Below are 15339 nucleotides of genomic sequence, written 5' to 3' on the forward strand. Positions count from 1 at the left end.
GCCCGGTGGCAGATCGGCCGGGGTACTCAGTCCCCGTGCGTACGCATGCTCAACGCCCGCTCCACCAAAGCCTCCAGCTGGTCGTGGTGCGCGCCCTTCCAGTACGCGCGGCCGCAGTCCGTGCACTGGGCGAAGACGTCGTACGACCGCCGGGTGCCGCCCTTGAGCTGATCGGCGACCTCGGCCTTGGTGGCCTGTTTCAGCAGGCCGTTGCAGGCGGTGCAGCGGGTCCAGGGGTTCAGGTCGGGGGAGAAGCGGTCGAGGACGTCGTGCAGCTGGTCGTCGGGGCGGGTGCTGTAGACGAACGCGCCGGCCCACAGCTCGCGGCGGCGCAGCAGGCCCCGGTCGCGGCTGAGCATCACCCGCTTCTCGGCCGCCGAGCGGGCGGCGAGGGCCGGGTCGCCGATGTCCGTCGACTCGTACGCGGTGTCCACGCCGAGCAGGCGCAGGCGGCGGGCCAGGGTGCCGAGGTGGACGTCGAGGAGGAAGCGGAGCGGGGCGCCGGGGACCCGCTGCGGACGCTCGACGGGGCGCACCCGCACCGTCTCGCCCGCCTGCGGGATGTGCGAAACCGGCACCTCGCGACCGTCCACGACCAGCGTGCCGACCTCGGTGAGCGGGACGCCGAGGGACTCGACGACATGGCCGAGCGTCGAGACGCCGTCGGTGCCGAGCGGGGTGGCTCCGGCGCGTCGGGCGGCCGGCACGAACAGGTGGAGCGCGGGCGCGACGTCGACGTGGATCTCGGCTCGGTTCACGGTGTCAGGATGGCACGGGAGGCGGCTTCGGCCTCAGCGGTTTTCGCGGGGCAGGCCGTGCTCCATGACGTCCAGGGCGCGGTCGACCAAGGCCGTGAAGTCGTCCCGGTGGTCGTTCTCCGCCCAGTACAGGGAGGTCTCCATCAGGCCGCCGATCAGGGACATGGCGTAGACCCGGACCTCCAGGCTGTCCGGGGCGCGTCCGGTGCGCTCGCCGATGGCCTCGCAGAGCATGCGGCCGGTGGCCGACATGCTCTCCATCATCCGCGAGCGTACCGCCGGGACCTGGACCATGAGGCGGGTGCGCAGCCGGGACACCTCCTCGTCCTCGGACGCGCCGAGCCGGACCGCCCGGTGCAGGACGTACCGGATGGTCTTGGCCCAGGGTTCGTCGGCGGGCCGCTGCCTGATCTCCGCCAGGATGACCGGGTCGTACTCGTCCGTGAGGACGATGTCCTCCTTGGTCGGGAAGTACCGGAAGACGGTGGACGGCGACACCTCGGCGCGCTCGGCGATCTGGTCGATCGTCGTGGCGTCGTAGCCCTGCTCCCGGACGAGGGCGTAGGTCGCCGCACGGATCGCCTCCCGGGTCTTGGTCTTCTTGCGCTCTCGCAGGCCCGGCTGCGGTCGGTCGGAGGAGGAGAGGGGGGAACGTGCGGCCGTCATGCCGGTCATTGTCCGGCATCTGCCGGCAGCGCGAGTGACAGTCACCGCACAATGAGAGAAACTCTCACAACAGAGTCACCCTCGACGAGCGCAGGGTCATCCGTGCTGGTACGCCACCAGCGAGATGCCCACGTAATGGACGACGAACGCGGCGAGGGTGAAGGAGTGGAAGACCTCGTGGAAGCCGAACCAGCGTGGTGACGGGTTCGGCCGTTTGATCCCGTAGACCACTCCGCCGGCGCTGTACAGCAGGCCGCCGACGACCACCAGGACCAGTACCGCGATGCCGCCGGTGCGCAGGAAGTCGGGCAGGAAGAAGACGGCCGCCCAGCCCATGGCGATGTAGCAGGGCGTGTAGAGCCAGCGGGGGGCGCCGACCCAGAAGACGCGGAAGACGATGCCGGCCGCGGCGGCGGCCCAGATGCCCCACAGGAGCCACTGGCCCTTGCCGCCGGGCAGGAGCAGCAGGGTCAGCGGGGTGTAGGTGCCCGCGATGATCAGGAAGATGTTGGCGTGATCCAGACGGCGCAGGACGCCGTCCATCCGGGGACTCCAGTTGCCCCGGTGGTACAGCGCGCTGACGCCGAAGAGCAGGCAGGCCGTCAGGGCGTAGATCCCGCAGGCGACCCGGCCTCTGGTGGAGTCGGCGAGGGCGGTGAGCACGAGGCCCGCGATCAGCACGGCCGGAAACATGCCGAGGTGCAGCCAGCCTCGGAGCCTCGGTTTGACCGGGTGCGGCAAGGAGAGCGCGACGGGGCCGCGGCCGTCGGCCGGCGTCTCCGTGTGCGCGTCGGGGGCGGACGCAGTCATGCGCCGCATCGTACCTACGGAACCGTAGGTTACGGACCGATACGGCCGGAGGAGGGTCGCAGAGTGGCCATCATCTCACGGAGGACTCGATCACCGTGTTCAAAAAGTCCTTCAGGCGAACTCAACGTGCACGTAAAGGAACACGGAGGTACGCAGGAAAGATGCGAAAACCGTGGCCTTCCTCACGCTGCTCACCTGTGACTCCCCCTGGACATATGCGCACGGACGACGGATGATCAAATGAGTGCGGTCGGCACCGGATGAGCGCCCCCAGTCGAACGACTGCGAAGCATCCGGGTCGCAGCCCCCACGGGGCCCCAAGGAAATATCCCTTACAAGGGTAAAAATCCCTCACTTAGGAGCAATCGTGGCGCGCGACATCGCGGCTCCCGTCCCCACCACCCACCAGGAACTGATCTCGTGGGTCAACGAGATCGCCGAACTGACCCAGCCGGACAGCGTGGTCTGGTGTGACGGATCCGAGGCCGAGTACGAGCGGCTGTGCGAAGAGCTGGTGGCCAAGGGCACCTTCAAGAAGCTCGACCCGATCAAGCGCCCCAACTCCTACTACGCCGCCTCCGACCCGAGTGACGTCGCCCGCGTCGAGGACCGCACCTTCATCTGCTCCGAGAAGGAGGAGGACGCGGGCCCGACCAACCACTGGAAGGACCCCGCCGAGATGCGGGAGATCTTCAGCGGCGAGAACGGCCTGTTCCGCGGCTCGATGCGGGGCCGCACCATGTACGTCGTCCCGTTCTGCATGGGCCCGCTGGGGTCCCCGCTGTCCGCGATCGGCGTGGAGATCACCGACTCCGCCTACGTCGCCGTGTCGATGCGCACGATGACGCGCATGGGCCGGGCCGTCCTGGACGAGCTGGGTGACAGCGGCTTCTTCGTCAAGGCCGTCCACTCCCTGGGCGCCCCCCTGGAGGAGGGCCAGGAGGACGTTCCGTGGCCGTGCAACTCCACCAAGTACATCTCGCACTTCCCCGAGGACCGCGAGATCTGGTCCTACGGCTCCGGCTACGGCGGCAACGCCCTGCTCGGCAAGAAGTGCTACGCGCTGCGTATCGCCTCCGTCATGGCCCGTGACGAGGGCTGGCTCGCCGAGCACATGCTGATCCTCAAGCTCACCCCGCCGCAGGGCGAGTCCAAGTACGTCGCCGCCGCCTTCCCGAGCGCCTGCGGCAAGACCAACCTCGCCATGCTGGAGCCCACGATCTCCGGCTGGACCGTGGAGACCATCGGCGACGACATCGCCTGGATGCGCTTCGGCGAGGACGGCCGCCTGTACGCGATCAACCCCGAGGCCGGCTTCTTCGGCGTCGCGCCCGGCACCGGTGAGCACACCAACGCCAACGCGATGAAGACCCTGTGGGGCAACTCGGTCTTCACCAACGTCGCCCTCACCGACGACGGCGACGTGTGGTGGGAGGGCATGACGGAGGAGACCCCGGCCCACCTGACGGACTGGAAGGGCCGCGACTGGACCCCGGAGTCCGCCGAGCCCGCCGCGCACCCCAACGCCCGCTTCACCACGCCCGCCTCCCAGTGCCCGATCATCGCGCCGGAGTGGGAGGACCCCAAGGGTGTGCCGATCTCGGCGATCCTCTTCGGCGGCCGTCGCGCCAGCGCGGTGCCGCTGGTCACCGAGTCCTTCGACTGGAACCACGGCGTCTTCCTCGGTGCCAACGTGGCCTCCGAGAAGACCGCCGCCGCCGAGGGCAAGGTCGGTGAGCTGCGCCGCGACCCGTTCGCCATGCTGCCGTTCTGCGGCTACAACATGGGCGACTACATGGCCCACTGGATCGACGTGGCCAAGGACAAGGACCAGTCCAAGCTGCCGAAGATCTACTACGTCAACTGGTTCCGTAAGAACGACGAGGGCAAGTTCGTCTGGCCCGGCTTCGGCGAGAACTCGCGCGTCCTGAAGTGGATCGTGGACCGGCTGGACGGCAGGGCCGAGGGCGTCGAGACCCCGATCGGCGTACTGCCGGCCAAGGGAGCGCTGGACACCAGCGGTCTGGAACTCTCCGAGTCCGACCTGGACTTCCTGCTCACCGTCGACAAGGACGTCTGGCGCGAGGAGGCGGCCCTGGTCCCCGAGCACCTCAACACCTTCGGCGACCACACCCCGAAGGAGCTGTGGGACCAGTACCACGCGCTGGTGGAACGTCTGGGCTGACCGCACCCCGAAGACTCCACGGCCGGCCGCCGTGCCCTGACCAGCGATCGTCCCGGCCGGTCGTGGACACAACCCCCCGGGGCCCCGCAGCAAGGCGTGCGGGGCCCTCGGCCGTCCGCGGTCAGTTGTCGCGGAGGCGACCGTCGAGGCCATCACCTCGGTCGCCTGCACCTTGTAGCTGTCGATGGCGTCGAGGGTGCGGTAGATCTGCCGGCGGGCGGGGGTCGGCGGGTGCGGTGTCGGACGTGGGGCGTGGGGTACCCGCAGACGCCTGCATCCGGGGGACCGCGGGTTGCAGTGGACCGACCGGTCGTGCGGGCCGGCCACACCGCAACCCAGCAAGCCGGCCGGAGCGGCGGAGTCTGTGGCTCCCGGTCCGCGCGTCGCTGCGGGTGCACGCGGACCGGGGCCGATCGGGGGCCCGGCAGGGCTCAGGCGGTGCTGCTCAGTTCCTTCGGCTCCGAGAGGGCGTCGGCGTGCGCGTCCATCCGCTCGGCGGCGAGGATCGCCGCCGCCGTGTCGGCGCGCGAGGCGGCGACCACCAGGGCGCGGCCCGCGAGCGTGTGCGCGCGCCGGTGCAGTGCCGCCGCGGGATCGCCCGTCGCGGCGGGCGTCGAGCGCAGGGGTGCGCGTCCGCCCCGGAGCCGGGCCACCTGGCCGGCGAGCCGTTCGGCGGCCGTGTCCAGGTCGTCCGAGGGGGCCAGGGCGCGCAGCTCGTCGGTCACGGCGAGCAGCGCGGTGAGGTGCCCGGCGAGCTGGATGTCCAGCTCCTCCTCGCGCGAACGGTGCGGGAAGTCCGCGGTGGTGCCGGCCATCGGGCTGTGGACCGACTTGGTGCGGATCGGTTCGTACATGGGATGGCCTCCTGTGCGCTGACAGGAAGCCATCCTAGCTTGGATTTCGTCTAAAGTTGACCTGGGTCACGGAACGGAGTCCGTCGACTACGGTTGGCTGTAGCCGTCCAGGAAGTTCCCGATCCGGGTGACCGCGTCCCGGAGATCGCCGACCGACGGCAGGGTCACCACCCGGAAGTGGTCGGGCTCGGGCCAGTTGAAGCCGGTGCCCTGGACCACCATGATCTTCTCCTGGCGCAGCAGGTCCAGGACCATCTGCCGGTCGTCCCTGATCTTGAAGACCTGGGGGTCGAGGCGGGGGAAGAGGTACAGCGCGCCTCTGGGCCGGACGCAGCTCACGCCCGGGATCTGCGTCAGCAGCTCGTACGCGGTGTCCACCTGCTCCTTCAGCCGGCCGCCCGGAAGCACCAGGTCGTTGATCGACTGGCGTCCGCTGAGCGCCGCCACGACACCGTGCTGGCCCGGCATGTTGGCGCACAGGCGCATGTTCGCCAGGATCGTCAGGCCCTCGATGTAGGAGTCGGCATGGGCGCGCGGCCCGGAGATCGCCATCCAGCCCACCCGGTAGCCGGCCACCCGGTACGCCTTCGACATGCCGTTGAAGGTGAGCGTGAGCAGATCCGGGGCGACCTTCGCGGTCGGGGTGTGCGTGGCGCCGTCGTAGAGGATCTTGTCGTAGATCTCGTCGGAGCAGACCAGCAGGTTGTGCCGGCGGGCGATGTCGGTCAGGCCCTTCAGCACGGCCTCGTCGTACACCGCGCCCGTGGGGTTGTTCGGGTTGATGACGACGATGGCCTTGGTGCGGTCGGTGACCTTGCGCTCGACGTCCGCCAGATCGGGCATCCAGTCCGACTGCTCGTCGCAGCGGTAGTGCACGGCCGTACCCCCGGACAGGGACACCGCGGCGGTCCACAGCGGATAGTCCGGTGCCGGTACGAGGACCTCGTCGCCGTCGTCGAGCAGGCCCTGCATGGCCATCACGATCAGCTCGGAGACGCCGTTGCCGATGAAGACGTGCTCGACGTCCGTCTCGATGCCGAGGGTCTGGTTGTGCATGACGACCGCGCGGCGTGCGGCCAGCAGGCCCTTGGCGTCGCCGTAGCCGTGCGCGCTGGAGACGTTGCGGAGGATGTCCTCCAGGATCTCCGGGGGGCACTCGAAGCCGAACGCGGCCGGGTTGCCGGTGTTGAGCTTGAGGATGCGGTGCCCCGCCGCCTCAAGCCGCATGGCCTCCTCGAGAACCGGGCCCCGGATCTCGTAACAGACGTTGGCGAGCTTGGTCGACTGGATCACCTGCATGACGGTGAGCTTACGGCCCGGTAATGCCTCCTGGGTCGTGTTTTCCGACACGTGAGACACGGCGGTTTGCCCGGATATCGCCGATGGCTGTCTCAGGAGCCACTTGCTTCCCTAAAATGCGGTGCCGCTCCGCCAGGCCGAACCGGGCGCGGCGGGGCCTGCCGGGGGGCGGGCCCGAACGGGCGGCTTGTGCGGACAGCGAGGCGGAGTGGGGCGGGGATGCACGAAGAGACGGGGACGGACGGCATGCGCGGACCGGGTGAGTCACTCCGGAATCCGCCGAACGGGTACGGTGCCGCCGGGCCGACGCAGGTTCCGCCGAACGGGTACGGTGCCGCCGGGCCGACGCAGGACTTGCCGGTCGGGTACGGCGCTGAGCCGAGGCAGGTCTTGCCGGTCGGGTACGGCGCCGCACCGGGTCAGGCTCTGCCGGATGCGTACGCCGCGCAGCCGACGCAGGTTCTGCCGAACGTACACGGCGCTGAGCAGACCCAGGCCCTGCCGGACGACCGCGACGCGCGACTGACGCAGGCCCTGCCGAACACCCGCAAGCCGGCGCAGGCCCTGCCGAACGCCCGCAGCGCGCAGCCGGCCCCGGCCTCGGTCCCGTCGGGCGGCGAGCGTGCGGAGTCGGCGTGGCGGCCGTCGGAAGCCGGCCGCACGCCGGCGGACTCGGTGGCGTCGAACGTGTACCTCCCGCAGGCGTCCGCCGCTCCGGAGTACGACGAGTACGCCGACCCGGCTGCCGCGCACGGCTGGCAGAACGCCTACGACGAGACCCGTGAGCTGCCACCGCTGCCCGGGCCGACCGACCAGTCCCCGCCCGGCGAGGGGCGGGCCGCGCGGCGGCGTGCCGGGCGGCGCACGGGCGGCCGCCGGAGGGTGGCGGCCGTCGCCGGGGCGCTGGGGGTGGCCGGCGCCGTCGCGGTGATCGCCGCGATGGCGGGCGGCTCGCACGCGCACGCCCCGGACGGGTCCGGTCGGGCCGGCGGCGGGCGGGTGGCCGCCGGAGACTCCGCCGGCGCGAGCCCCCGCACGGACGCCGGCTCCCCGGCCGCGACCGGCTCGTCCGCCGTCGGCCCGTCCTCCGGCGAACCGTCCCGCTCGTCCGCCGCACCGACCGTCGGGGAGTCCCGGGCGTCCGCGCCCGGCGGCTCGACCGCCCCGCCCTCCACCGCGGCCCCTGTCACGTCCCAGGCGCCCACTCCCACGGTGACGAAGGCCGGCCCGACCGTCTCCTGGTCCGCCTCGCCCGGCGGCCGGAGCCATGGGCACGGCCCGACGAAACATCCCCGCTGACCGGCGGACGCAGGCCTGTTCGGTCGGCTTGCGGAACGTTCAAGTCCGGGGAGTTTCAAGCAAGTTGCATAGCCGGTCTGCGCACAGGGAAACCCCTATGACCTGAGCCGGCTTCTTGTTCCCGCCCCTCACTGCACTGAAGATGTGCATGACAAACGAACGGGCGGCCGGAAATCTCCGGCCGCCCAAGTCGTAAGAGGGGACCCCCACATGAACAAGCCTCTCCTTGCCGTACTCTCCTCCGTGGCCATGGCCGGACTGGGCGCGACCCCCGCGGTCGCCGCACCGCACACCGCCGTCAGGCCCGCGGTGACCGTCAACTTCGCCGGCACCGTCTCGCTCAGCAACTGCTCCGGCTCCGTCATCCGTTTCCCCGGCTCCGCCGACAGCGACCCCGCGCTCGTGCTCACCAACGGCCACTGCCTGGAGACCGGCTTCCCGGCCGCCGGTGAGGTCATCACCGGCCAGTCCTCCAGCCGTTCCTTCGGGCTGCTGAACGCATCCGGTTCCAGAGTCGCCACCCTCCGCGCCAACCAGGTCGTCTACTCGACCATGACGGACACGGACGTCACGATCTACCGGCTGACCACCACCTACGCGCAGATCAAGAGCGCGTACGGGATCAGCCCGCTAACCGTGAACGACACCCACCCCACCGCCGGCACCGCCATCAAGGTCGTGTCCGGCTACTGGAAGCGGACCTACAGCTGCGGCATCGACGGGTTCGTGTACCGGCTGAAGGAGGGCGACTGGACCTGGAAGGACTCGGTCCGCTACACCTCCACCTGCAACACCATCGGCGGCACCTCGGGCTCCCCGGTCATCGACACCGCCACCGGCAAGGTCGTGGCCGTCAACAACACCGGCAACGAGGACGGCGAGCGCTGCACGGTGGACAACCCCTGCGAGGTGGACGAGAACGGCGGCGTCACCGTCCACCAGGGCACCAACTACGCCGAGGAGACCTACCAGATCCCCGCCTGCTTCACCACGGGCAACAAGCTGGACCTCGCCGCGGCCGACTGCACCCTGCCCAAGCCGTAAGGGCGGCGGAGGCGGTCGGTCACACCGGCGTACGACGGACCGCCCGCCCCGCCAGTACGTCCGTCCGCTTCCCGTCCTCGATGACGAACCGGCCGTCGACCAGGACGTACGGAATCCCCGTGGGAAGCGTGCGCGGCTCGGCGAAGGTCGCACCCGGCGCCACCGTCTCCGGGTCGAACAGCACCAGGTCCGCCCGGTGTCCCTCGCGCACCAGCCCCCGGTCCGGCAGCCGCAGCCGGGCCGCGGGCCGGGAGGTGAGGTGGGCGACGCACTCCTCCAGCGAGAGCACACCCAACTCCCTCACGTAGTGCCCCAGATAGCGCGGGAAGGTGCCGTAGGACCGCGGGTGCGGCTTGTCGCCCCGGAGGATGCCGTCGGAGCCGCCGGTGTGGGTCCGGTGCCGCATGATCGTGCGGACGTTGTCCTCGTGACCGACGTGCTGGAGCACCGTCGTACCGAGCCGGTCCTCGACCAGCAGCCGGCGGGCGGTCTCCCAGGGGGCTTCGCCCCGCAGCCCGGCCACCTGCCGGACGGTTCGGCCCACGAGGTGGCCGAGGGCGGGGTCGGTGACACCGGAGACCTCGATCGTCTCCCACTCCACGGGCACGCCGTGGCAGCCGTCCGAGCCGGTCACCTCAAGGTCCTGCCGGATCCGAGCGGTCGCCGCCGGGTCGGTGAGCCGGGCCAGGATCTCCTCCGGGCCGCCCTCGCTCGCCCAGCTCGGCAGCAGCGCGGCCAGGGTGGTGCAGCCGGGGGTGTAGGGATAGGTGTCCAGCGTGATGTCGGCGCCGGCGTCCAGCGCCCGGTCGAGCAGGTCCAGCAGCTCGGGCGCCCGGCCTTCGTTCACCCCGAAGTTCATCGTCGCGTGGGCCAGGTGCAGCGGACAGCCGGCCTCCCGGGCGAGGGCGACCATCTCGGCGTACGCCTCCAGGGCGCCGGCGCCGTAGGAGCGGTGGTGCGGGCAGAAGTAGCCGCCGTACGACGCCACCACCCGGCACAGTCCGGTCAGTTCGGCATCCGGAGCGTACATGCCGGGTGTGTAGGTGAGCCCGGAGGACAGCCCGACCGCACCCTGCTCCATCCCCTCGGCGACCAACTGCCGCATCCGGTCCAGCTCCTGCGGGGTCGCCGCGCGGTCCTCCCAGCCGACGGCCAGCGCGCGGACCGTGCCCTGCGGAACGAGGTACGCCGCGTTGACGGCGATGCCGCGGTCCAGGCGGTCGAGATACTCGCCGACCGAGCGCCAGTCGAGGTCGAGGTCGTCGCCGTACCCGTTCCACCCGGTGATCGCCCGCCGCACCTCCTCCCGCGTCCGGTCGTCCACCGGCGCGTACGACAGCCCGTCCTGCCCGAGGACCTCCAGCGTGACCCCCTGCGCCGCCTTCGCGCTGTGGTCGGGATCGCGCAGCAGGGCGAGGTCGGAGTGGGCGTGCATGTCGATGAAGCCGGGGGAGAGGACCAGGCCCTCCGCGTCCAGCTCCCGCACGGCGCGCGGGCGCTGGCAGCCGGCCGCGGCGGCCTCCTTGACGATCGAGACGATCCGGCCGCCGTCGAGCACCACATCGGCGCGGTACGACGGTCCGCCGCTGCCGTCGACGACGTCGGCGTCCCGGATGACCAGGTCCTCCATACCAGGCCTCCTGATGCCCTGGAACCTAGAAGAACGTGCGGACGTAGTCGACGACCGTCCCGTCCGCCTCGGCCACCGGGATCAGCTGCCACTTGTCGAAGGACGTGCACGGGTGCGACAGGCCGAGGCCGATCCAGTCGCCGACCTCGACGTCCGCGCCAGGTTCCGTGCGCAGCCAGGCGTGCTGGTCGGACAGGCCGGTCACCGTGACCCCGTCGGCCGGACGCTCGACACCGTTCCGGCGTACCACCTGGGCGGTGGGCAGGTCCAGGTCGTGGGCCGCGTCGCGCTTGCCCGCGTTGACGAAGGCCTGTTCGGGCGTGGGCCGGGACACCACCTGCGCCCACAGCCGGAAGGCGGGCTCCAGGGCACCCTCCTCCGGGACCCGGGTGAAGGGGGTGATCCGGCGGTAGTGCCCGTCGTCGTGCGAGACGTACGCCCCGGAGCGCAGCAGCTTCAGCACGGGCGAGGAGAGCCCGCGGATCTCCTCGAACACGTCGGCCACCACGTCGAACCAGGCGCTGCCGCCCGCGCTCACGACGATCTCCTCCGCGTCCTTGAGGTGCCCTGCCCCGTCGAGGCCGGCGGCGAGCGCCACCAGCCGCCGCAGATACGCCCGCACGCGCTCCGGGTCGGCCTGCGGCACCTCGCCCTCGTACCCCGCCACGCCGACGAGCCGCAGTGTCCCGGTGCCGGCCACGGCCTCGGCGACGGCCAGGGCGTCCGCCTCCGTCCGTACACCGGTCCGCGCGCCGTCGCCGGCACCCAGCTCCACCACGACGTCCACGGGCCGGGCGGAGCCCTGCAGCGCGCAGTCCATCGCCTCCACACCGCGCACGGAGTCGACGTAGCAGACGAACCGGAAGTCCGGGTCGGCGGCGAGTTCGGTGGCGATCCACCGCAGGGCCGCGGCGTCCACGACCTCGTTGGCGAGAAAGACCCGCTGGATGCCGAACGCCCGGGCGACGCGCACCTGGTGCGGCACCGCCAGTGTGATGCCCCACGCGCCGTGCTCGATCTGACGGTGGAAGAGCTGCGGAGCCATGGAGGTCTTGCCGTGCGGGGCGAAGGCGAGGCCGTGCCGGGCGGCGTACATCTCCATGAGCGCCAGGTTGTGCTCCAGGCGCTCGGCGGACAGGGCGAGGACAGGCGTGGTGAAGCCGTCGGCCTCGGCGAAGAGGTTGCGGCGCTGGGCGGCCAGTTCGCCGACGGTGAGTCCGACGGCGTCCGGCGGGAGGCCCTTGAAGCGGTGGTCGACGCGTTCCTCGGCCAGCCGGGCGAGCGCTTCGCTGCTCATGGAGCCCCTCTCTCGCCGTTGCATTATCTGCAACGGTCATTGCATGGTCTGCTGAATGGTGTCTAGCATCTCGCCGACATCGGGTCAACGGAGCCGTGACCCGGCATCGGACAGGAGTCATCATCAAGGACGCTGCTTACGCCGTGAAGGGCTCTGCCATGGACGTGGTGGACGTGGTCGCGCTCGGCGAGACCATGGTCACCTTCGTGCCCGGCCGGCCGGGCCGCCTCGCGGACGTGCCCACCTTCCACCGCGCGATCGGCGGCGCCGAGTCCAACGTGGCGTGCGTGCTGGCGGCGGCCGGACACACCGCGCGCTGGGTGAGCCGCGTGGGAGCGGACGGCTTCGGGCAGCACCTGGTGGAGGGCATCGCCGCGTACGGCGTCGACGTCGCGTCCGTGTCCCGGGACCCGGCCCGTCCGACCGGCATCTACTTCCGCACGGCCGGCGACCGGGGAACGAGCGCCCACGAGGTGGCGTACTACCGGTCGGGTTCGGCGGCTTCGGCGCTGTCCGTGGCCAACGTGGACCTCGCGGCGGCGCGGGCGGGGCGGGTGCTGCACCTGTCGGGGATCACGGCGGCGCTCTCCGGAGACTGCCGGGACCTGGTGAGCGAGCTGACGGCCCCGGCTGCGGACCGCCCCCTCGTCTCCTTCGACGTCAACCACCGCCCTTCGCTGTGGAGCACGGAGGAGGGACCGCTGGCGCTGCTGGCCCTGGCCCGGCGCGCGGACGTCGTCTTCGTCGGCGAGGACGAGGCGGCGCAGGCCTGGGGCGTCACGGGCGGCCCGGAGGCGATCCGAGCCGCCCTGCCGGAGCCGCGGGTGCTGGTGGTGAAGCAGGCGGCGAAGGGCGCAACGGCGTTCGAGCGCGGCCGGTCCGGGAGGGGGCGTGCCGTCGGCGAGCCCGCCCTCCGCGTGGACGTCGTGGCAACCACCGGCGCCGGAGACGCCTTCGCCGCGGGTTTCCTCTCCGGCACCCTGCGCGGCCTTTCCCTGAGGACCCGCCTCCGGCTCGGCCACCTCTTCGCCGCAGCGGCCCTCACCACCCCCGGCGACCTGGCCGCACCTCCCGCCCGGGACCACGCCGACCGCCTGACCGCCCTGGACGGCACCGCATGGGGGAGACTGCGACTCGCCCCCGGCTGGACACGGGCCGGGCGGGCCACCCAGGAGGCGAACACCCCATGAGTCAGACCGTCGACCGCGCCCTGAGCATCCTGCCCCTGCTCGCCGAGGGCCCCGCCGACCTGGGTCAGGTCGCCGACCGCCTGGGCGTACACAAATCGACCGCGCTCCGCCTCCTGCGCACCCTGCACGAGCACGGCCTGGTCTACCGCCAGTCCGACCAGCGCTACCGCCTCGGCGCCCGCCTCTTCGCCCTCGCCCAGGAGGCGGTGGAGAACCTCGACGTCCGGGAGATCGCCCACCCCCACCTCGTACGGCTGAACGAGGCCTGCGGCCACACCGTGCACCTCGCCGTGTACGAGGAGGGCGAAGTCCTCTACATCGACAAGGTGGACAGCCGCTACCCGGTCCGCATGTACTCGCGGATCGGCAGACCCGTCGCCATCACGGTGGCGGCCGTGGCCAAACTCCTCCTCGCCGACCTGCCCGAGCCGGAGCGCCGCGCCGTCGCGGACAAGCTCGACTACCCCCTCTACACGGCCCGTTCGACCCCCGACGCCGAGGCCTTCGTCAAGGAACTGGCCACGGTGCGCGAACAGGGCTGGGCCACCGACCTCGGTGGCCACGAGGAGTCCATCAACTGCGTCGCCGCCCCCATCCGCGGCGCCGACGGCCGGGTCGTCGCCGCGATGTCGGTGTCCGCGCCGAACGTGGTCGTCACCGCCGAGGAACTCCTCAGCCTGCTCCCGCAGGTCCGCCGCACCGCGGACGCGATCAGCAGCGAGTACTCCGGAAGAACGCCAGTGGGTGACCCCGAATGACAGACAAGGACCGTGCATGACCGAGAAGATCGCCCTCACCCCGAAGACGCACACCACCCCGCCCGCGAAGTTCTCCCACGGCGTGCGGAAGGGCAACATCCTCCAGGTCGCCGGCCAGGTCGGCTTCCTGCCCGCCCAGGACGGCAGGCCCCCGACGCCGGCCGGTCCCTCCTTGCGCGAACAGACCCTGCAGACCCTCGCCAACGTCGCGGCGATCCTCGAGGAGGGCGGCGCGACCTGGGACGACGTGATGATGATCCGCGTCTATCTGACCGACGTGGACCACTTCGCCGAGATGAACGAGATCTACAACACCTACTTCGAGGAGCAGGGCCTCACCCAGCCGCCCGCCGCCCGGACCACGGTCTACGTCGGTCTCCCGGCCGGCCTCCTCATCGAGATCGACGCGCTCGCCGTACTCGGCTGAGCCTGACGATCCCTCACCCCCCGCACGCCCCCTCATTCACGGTACGGCGGCCCGCACCCCCGGCCGCCGCGCCGCGATCCCCCCTGCCCGGCTCCATCTCCGCCTCGCACGTCAACGACGGCGGGTTCTGGATGGTGTCCAAGTACTTCGGCATCAGCGAACGCGACACGCTGCGGACGTGGACCGTCCTGGAGTCCGTGCTGTCGGTGGCGGGGTTCACGGTGGCGGCGGTGGGGAGCCTGTTCCTGTGAACGTGTCGGTGTGAACGTGGCGTGAGTGAAGCAGGTGATGGGCGGGCTGACTGGTTCCGGCACAGGGAAGTCGTCCATACTGCCGCCGTGGAGCAGCGCATAGGAGCGAGCAGCAAGCCGTCGGAAGCCGAGCCGTTGAAGGCCGCGCCCGTCACGGGCGCCGGTTTCGACCCGGCGTTCATCCCCGGCCTCACGGCCCCGTCTCCGGCCAGGTCCGCCGAGCCTGCGGACGCCGCGCCGAAGACGGCGGAGGCGGCGGAGGCGGCGCCGGAACCGGAGGACGCGAAGGCGCCCGAGCCGGCGGAGGAGGCGGCCTCGGAGCCCACGGACTCCGACGACGGCCCGGATGCCGTCGGCCCGGCCTTCGAGGCCTCCGACCGCCGCGCCAGAATCGTGGCCGACCGCAAGGGCGTCCGCCTACGCCTCGACGAGGAGTCCTGCGAGTTCCGCTGGGACGAGATCGCCGCCGTCGAGACGGAGTCGCCCCGCTTCGGCAAGCGCTACACGATCACCGTGCACACCCCGGACCGCCGCTGGTACCCGATCGAGATCGAGGCGGCGGCCAGGGCCCGCTTCAAGGAGTGGGACGAACAGCTGGACGCCGTCCTGGACGCGTACTTCGACGACACCGACAAGTCGAAGGACACCGAAGACTCCGAGTGACGGGTCAGACAGACCTGGTGGAGGAAGTCCCCTTCAACGCCTCGACGAAGGGGACGAAGGCGGCGGCGGGGAAGGTGAGGGTGGCTCCGGCCGGGGTTTTGGAATCTCGGACGGCTATGTGGGCGCGGCGGTTGGCGACTTCCACACATGCGTCGCCCTGTCCGCCGCCCGAGAAGGAGGACTTCTGCCAGATGTCGGGGGTCAGCAT

At 71.2% G+C, this 15339-nt stretch carries 15 protein-coding genes and 1 pseudogene; 8 read left to right on the forward strand and 8 right to left on the reverse strand.

The features are described 5' to 3' along the window. Positions 1-26: 26 nt before the first annotated feature. From ABZ919_RS07680 to ABZ919_RS07690, 3 genes are all read right to left on the reverse strand, one after another. Complete coding sequence (locus tag ABZ919_RS07680) at positions 27-758, reverse strand: Mut7-C RNAse domain-containing protein (protein ID WP_361243857.1); 732 nt, start codon at positions 756-758, stop codon at positions 27-29. A gap of 33 nt (positions 759-791) precedes the next feature. Continuing rightward, positions 792-1433 (reverse strand): TetR family transcriptional regulator, encoded by a 642-nt coding sequence (locus ABZ919_RS07685; protein WP_361243859.1) that lies wholly within the window; start codon positions 1431-1433, stop codon positions 792-794. An 87-nt stretch (positions 1434-1520) separates the two neighbouring features. Next, positions 1521-2234 (reverse strand): hemolysin III family protein, encoded by a 714-nt coding sequence (locus ABZ919_RS07690; protein WP_361243861.1) that lies wholly within the window; start codon positions 2232-2234, stop codon positions 1521-1523. Positions 2235-2601: 367 nt separating this feature from the next. Here ABZ919_RS07690 and ABZ919_RS07695 point away from each other — a divergent pair, with 367 nt between their 5' ends. Then, positions 2602-4419 carry a phosphoenolpyruvate carboxykinase (GTP) gene (locus tag ABZ919_RS07695; RefSeq protein WP_361243863.1) on the forward strand — a complete coding sequence of 606 codons (1818 nt, stop codon included), beginning with the start codon at positions 2602-2604 and terminating at the stop codon, positions 4417-4419. A gap of 431 nt (positions 4420-4850) precedes the next feature. On the opposite strand, the gene ABZ919_RS07700 is transcribed toward ABZ919_RS07695, so the two are convergent. Both ABZ919_RS07700 and ABZ919_RS07705 read right to left on the reverse strand, forming a co-directional pair. Further along, positions 4851-5273, reverse strand: a complete 423-nt coding sequence (locus ABZ919_RS07700; protein ID WP_361243865.1) for a hypothetical protein — start codon at positions 5271-5273, stop codon at positions 4851-4853. 87 nt (positions 5274-5360) lie between these two features. Beyond that, positions 5361-6572: a pyridoxal phosphate-dependent aminotransferase gene (locus tag ABZ919_RS07705; protein WP_361243867.1), complete on the reverse strand. Its 1212-nt coding sequence runs from the start codon at positions 6570-6572 to the stop codon at positions 5361-5363. 390 nt (positions 6573-6962) lie between these two features. On the opposite strand from ABZ919_RS07705, the gene ABZ919_RS07710 reads away from it, so the two are divergent. Then, on the forward strand, positions 6963-7871 hold the full coding sequence (locus ABZ919_RS07710) for a hypothetical protein (RefSeq protein ID WP_361243869.1): 909 nt from the start codon (positions 6963-6965) through the stop codon (positions 7869-7871). 210 nt (positions 7872-8081) lie between these two features. Then, positions 8082-8915, forward strand: coding sequence for a serine protease (locus tag ABZ919_RS07715; protein WP_361243870.1), 834 nt, complete (start codon positions 8082-8084; stop codon positions 8913-8915). Positions 8916-8934: 19 nt separating this feature from the next. Here the strand turns inward: ABZ919_RS07715 and ABZ919_RS07720 are convergent, their stop codons facing one another. After that, a complete protein-coding gene (locus tag ABZ919_RS07720) occupies positions 8935-10545 on the reverse strand; it encodes a D-aminoacylase (RefSeq protein WP_361243872.1) in 1611 nt (536 codons plus the stop codon). Positions 10546-10570: 25 nt separating this feature from the next. Then, positions 10571-11842, reverse strand: coding sequence for an amino acid deaminase (locus ABZ919_RS07725; RefSeq protein ID WP_361243874.1), 1272 nt, complete (start codon positions 11840-11842; stop codon positions 10571-10573). A 158-nt stretch (positions 11843-12000) separates the two neighbouring features. On the opposite strand from ABZ919_RS07725, the gene ABZ919_RS07730 reads away from it, so the two are divergent. The 5 genes and pseudogenes from ABZ919_RS07730 to ABZ919_RS07750 all read left to right on the forward strand — a co-directional run bounded on the left by ABZ919_RS07730 (position 12001) and on the right by ABZ919_RS07750 (position 15131). Further along, complete coding sequence (locus ABZ919_RS07730) at positions 12001-13032, forward strand: sugar kinase (protein ID WP_361244093.1); 1032 nt, start codon at positions 12001-12003, stop codon at positions 13030-13032. Then, a complete protein-coding gene (locus ABZ919_RS07735; protein WP_361243875.1) occupies positions 13029-13790 on the forward strand; it encodes an IclR family transcriptional regulator in 762 nt (253 codons plus the stop codon). The genes ABZ919_RS07730 and ABZ919_RS07735 overlap by 4 nt, the downstream gene beginning before the upstream one ends. 16 nt (positions 13791-13806) lie before the next feature. Then, positions 13807-14217, forward strand: a complete 411-nt coding sequence (locus ABZ919_RS07740; protein WP_361243877.1) for a RidA family protein — start codon at positions 13807-13809, stop codon at positions 14215-14217. A gap of 89 nt (positions 14218-14306) precedes the next feature. Continuing rightward, positions 14307-14468, forward strand: a pseudogene (locus tag ABZ919_RS07745) (GntP family permease); the annotation flags it as partial. 87 nt (positions 14469-14555) lie between these two features. Next, entirely contained in the window at positions 14556-15131 is a 576-nt protein-coding gene (locus tag ABZ919_RS07750; RefSeq protein ID WP_361243879.1) for a hypothetical protein, read from the forward strand. 4 nt (positions 15132-15135) lie between these two features. Here ABZ919_RS07750 and ABZ919_RS07755 read toward each other — a convergent pair whose 3' ends face one another. Beyond that, positions 15136-15339, reverse strand: coding sequence for a DUF397 domain-containing protein (locus tag ABZ919_RS07755; protein ID WP_361243881.1), 204 nt, complete (start codon positions 15337-15339; stop codon positions 15136-15138).

The organism is Streptomyces sp. NPDC046759 (genome assembly GCF_040645475.1).
GTDB lineage: Bacteria > Actinomycetota > Actinomycetes > Streptomycetales > Streptomycetaceae > Streptomyces.

What these genes read in the sequence shown, in the direction of transcription:
- ABZ919_RS07690 (WP_361243861.1), bottom strand. Translation starts at nt 2,234, where the DNA reads ATGACTGCGTCCGCCCCCGACGCGCACACGGAGACGCCGGCCGACGGC.
- ABZ919_RS07725 (WP_361243874.1), bottom strand. Translation starts at nt 11,842, where the DNA reads ATGAGCAGCGAAGCGCTCGCCCGGCTGGCCGAGGAACGCGTCGACCAC.
- ABZ919_RS07755 (WP_361243881.1), bottom strand. Translation starts at nt 15,339, where the DNA reads ATGCTGACCCCCGACATCTGGCAGAAGTCCTCCTTCTCGGGCGGCGGA.
- ABZ919_RS07720 (WP_361243872.1), bottom strand. Translation starts at nt 10,545, where the DNA reads ATGGAGGACCTGGTCATCCGGGACGCCGACGTCGTCGACGGCAGCGGC.
- ABZ919_RS07740 (WP_361243877.1), top strand. Translation starts at nt 13,807, where the DNA reads ATGACCGAGAAGATCGCCCTCACCCCGAAGACGCACACCACCCCGCCC.
- ABZ919_RS07705 (WP_361243867.1), bottom strand. Translation starts at nt 6,572, where the DNA reads ATGCAGGTGATCCAGTCGACCAAGCTCGCCAACGTCTGTTACGAGATC.
- ABZ919_RS07685 (WP_361243859.1), bottom strand. Translation starts at nt 1,433, where the DNA reads ATGACCGGCATGACGGCCGCACGTTCCCCCCTCTCCTCCTCCGACCGA.
- ABZ919_RS07715 (WP_361243870.1), top strand. Translation starts at nt 8,082, where the DNA reads ATGAACAAGCCTCTCCTTGCCGTACTCTCCTCCGTGGCCATGGCCGGA.
- ABZ919_RS07735 (WP_361243875.1), top strand. Translation starts at nt 13,029, where the DNA reads ATGAGTCAGACCGTCGACCGCGCCCTGAGCATCCTGCCCCTGCTCGCC.
- ABZ919_RS07730 (WP_361244093.1), top strand. Translation starts at nt 12,001, where the DNA reads ATGGACGTGGTGGACGTGGTCGCGCTCGGCGAGACCATGGTCACCTTC.
- ABZ919_RS07700 (WP_361243865.1), bottom strand. Translation starts at nt 5,273, where the DNA reads ATGTACGAACCGATCCGCACCAAGTCGGTCCACAGCCCGATGGCCGGC.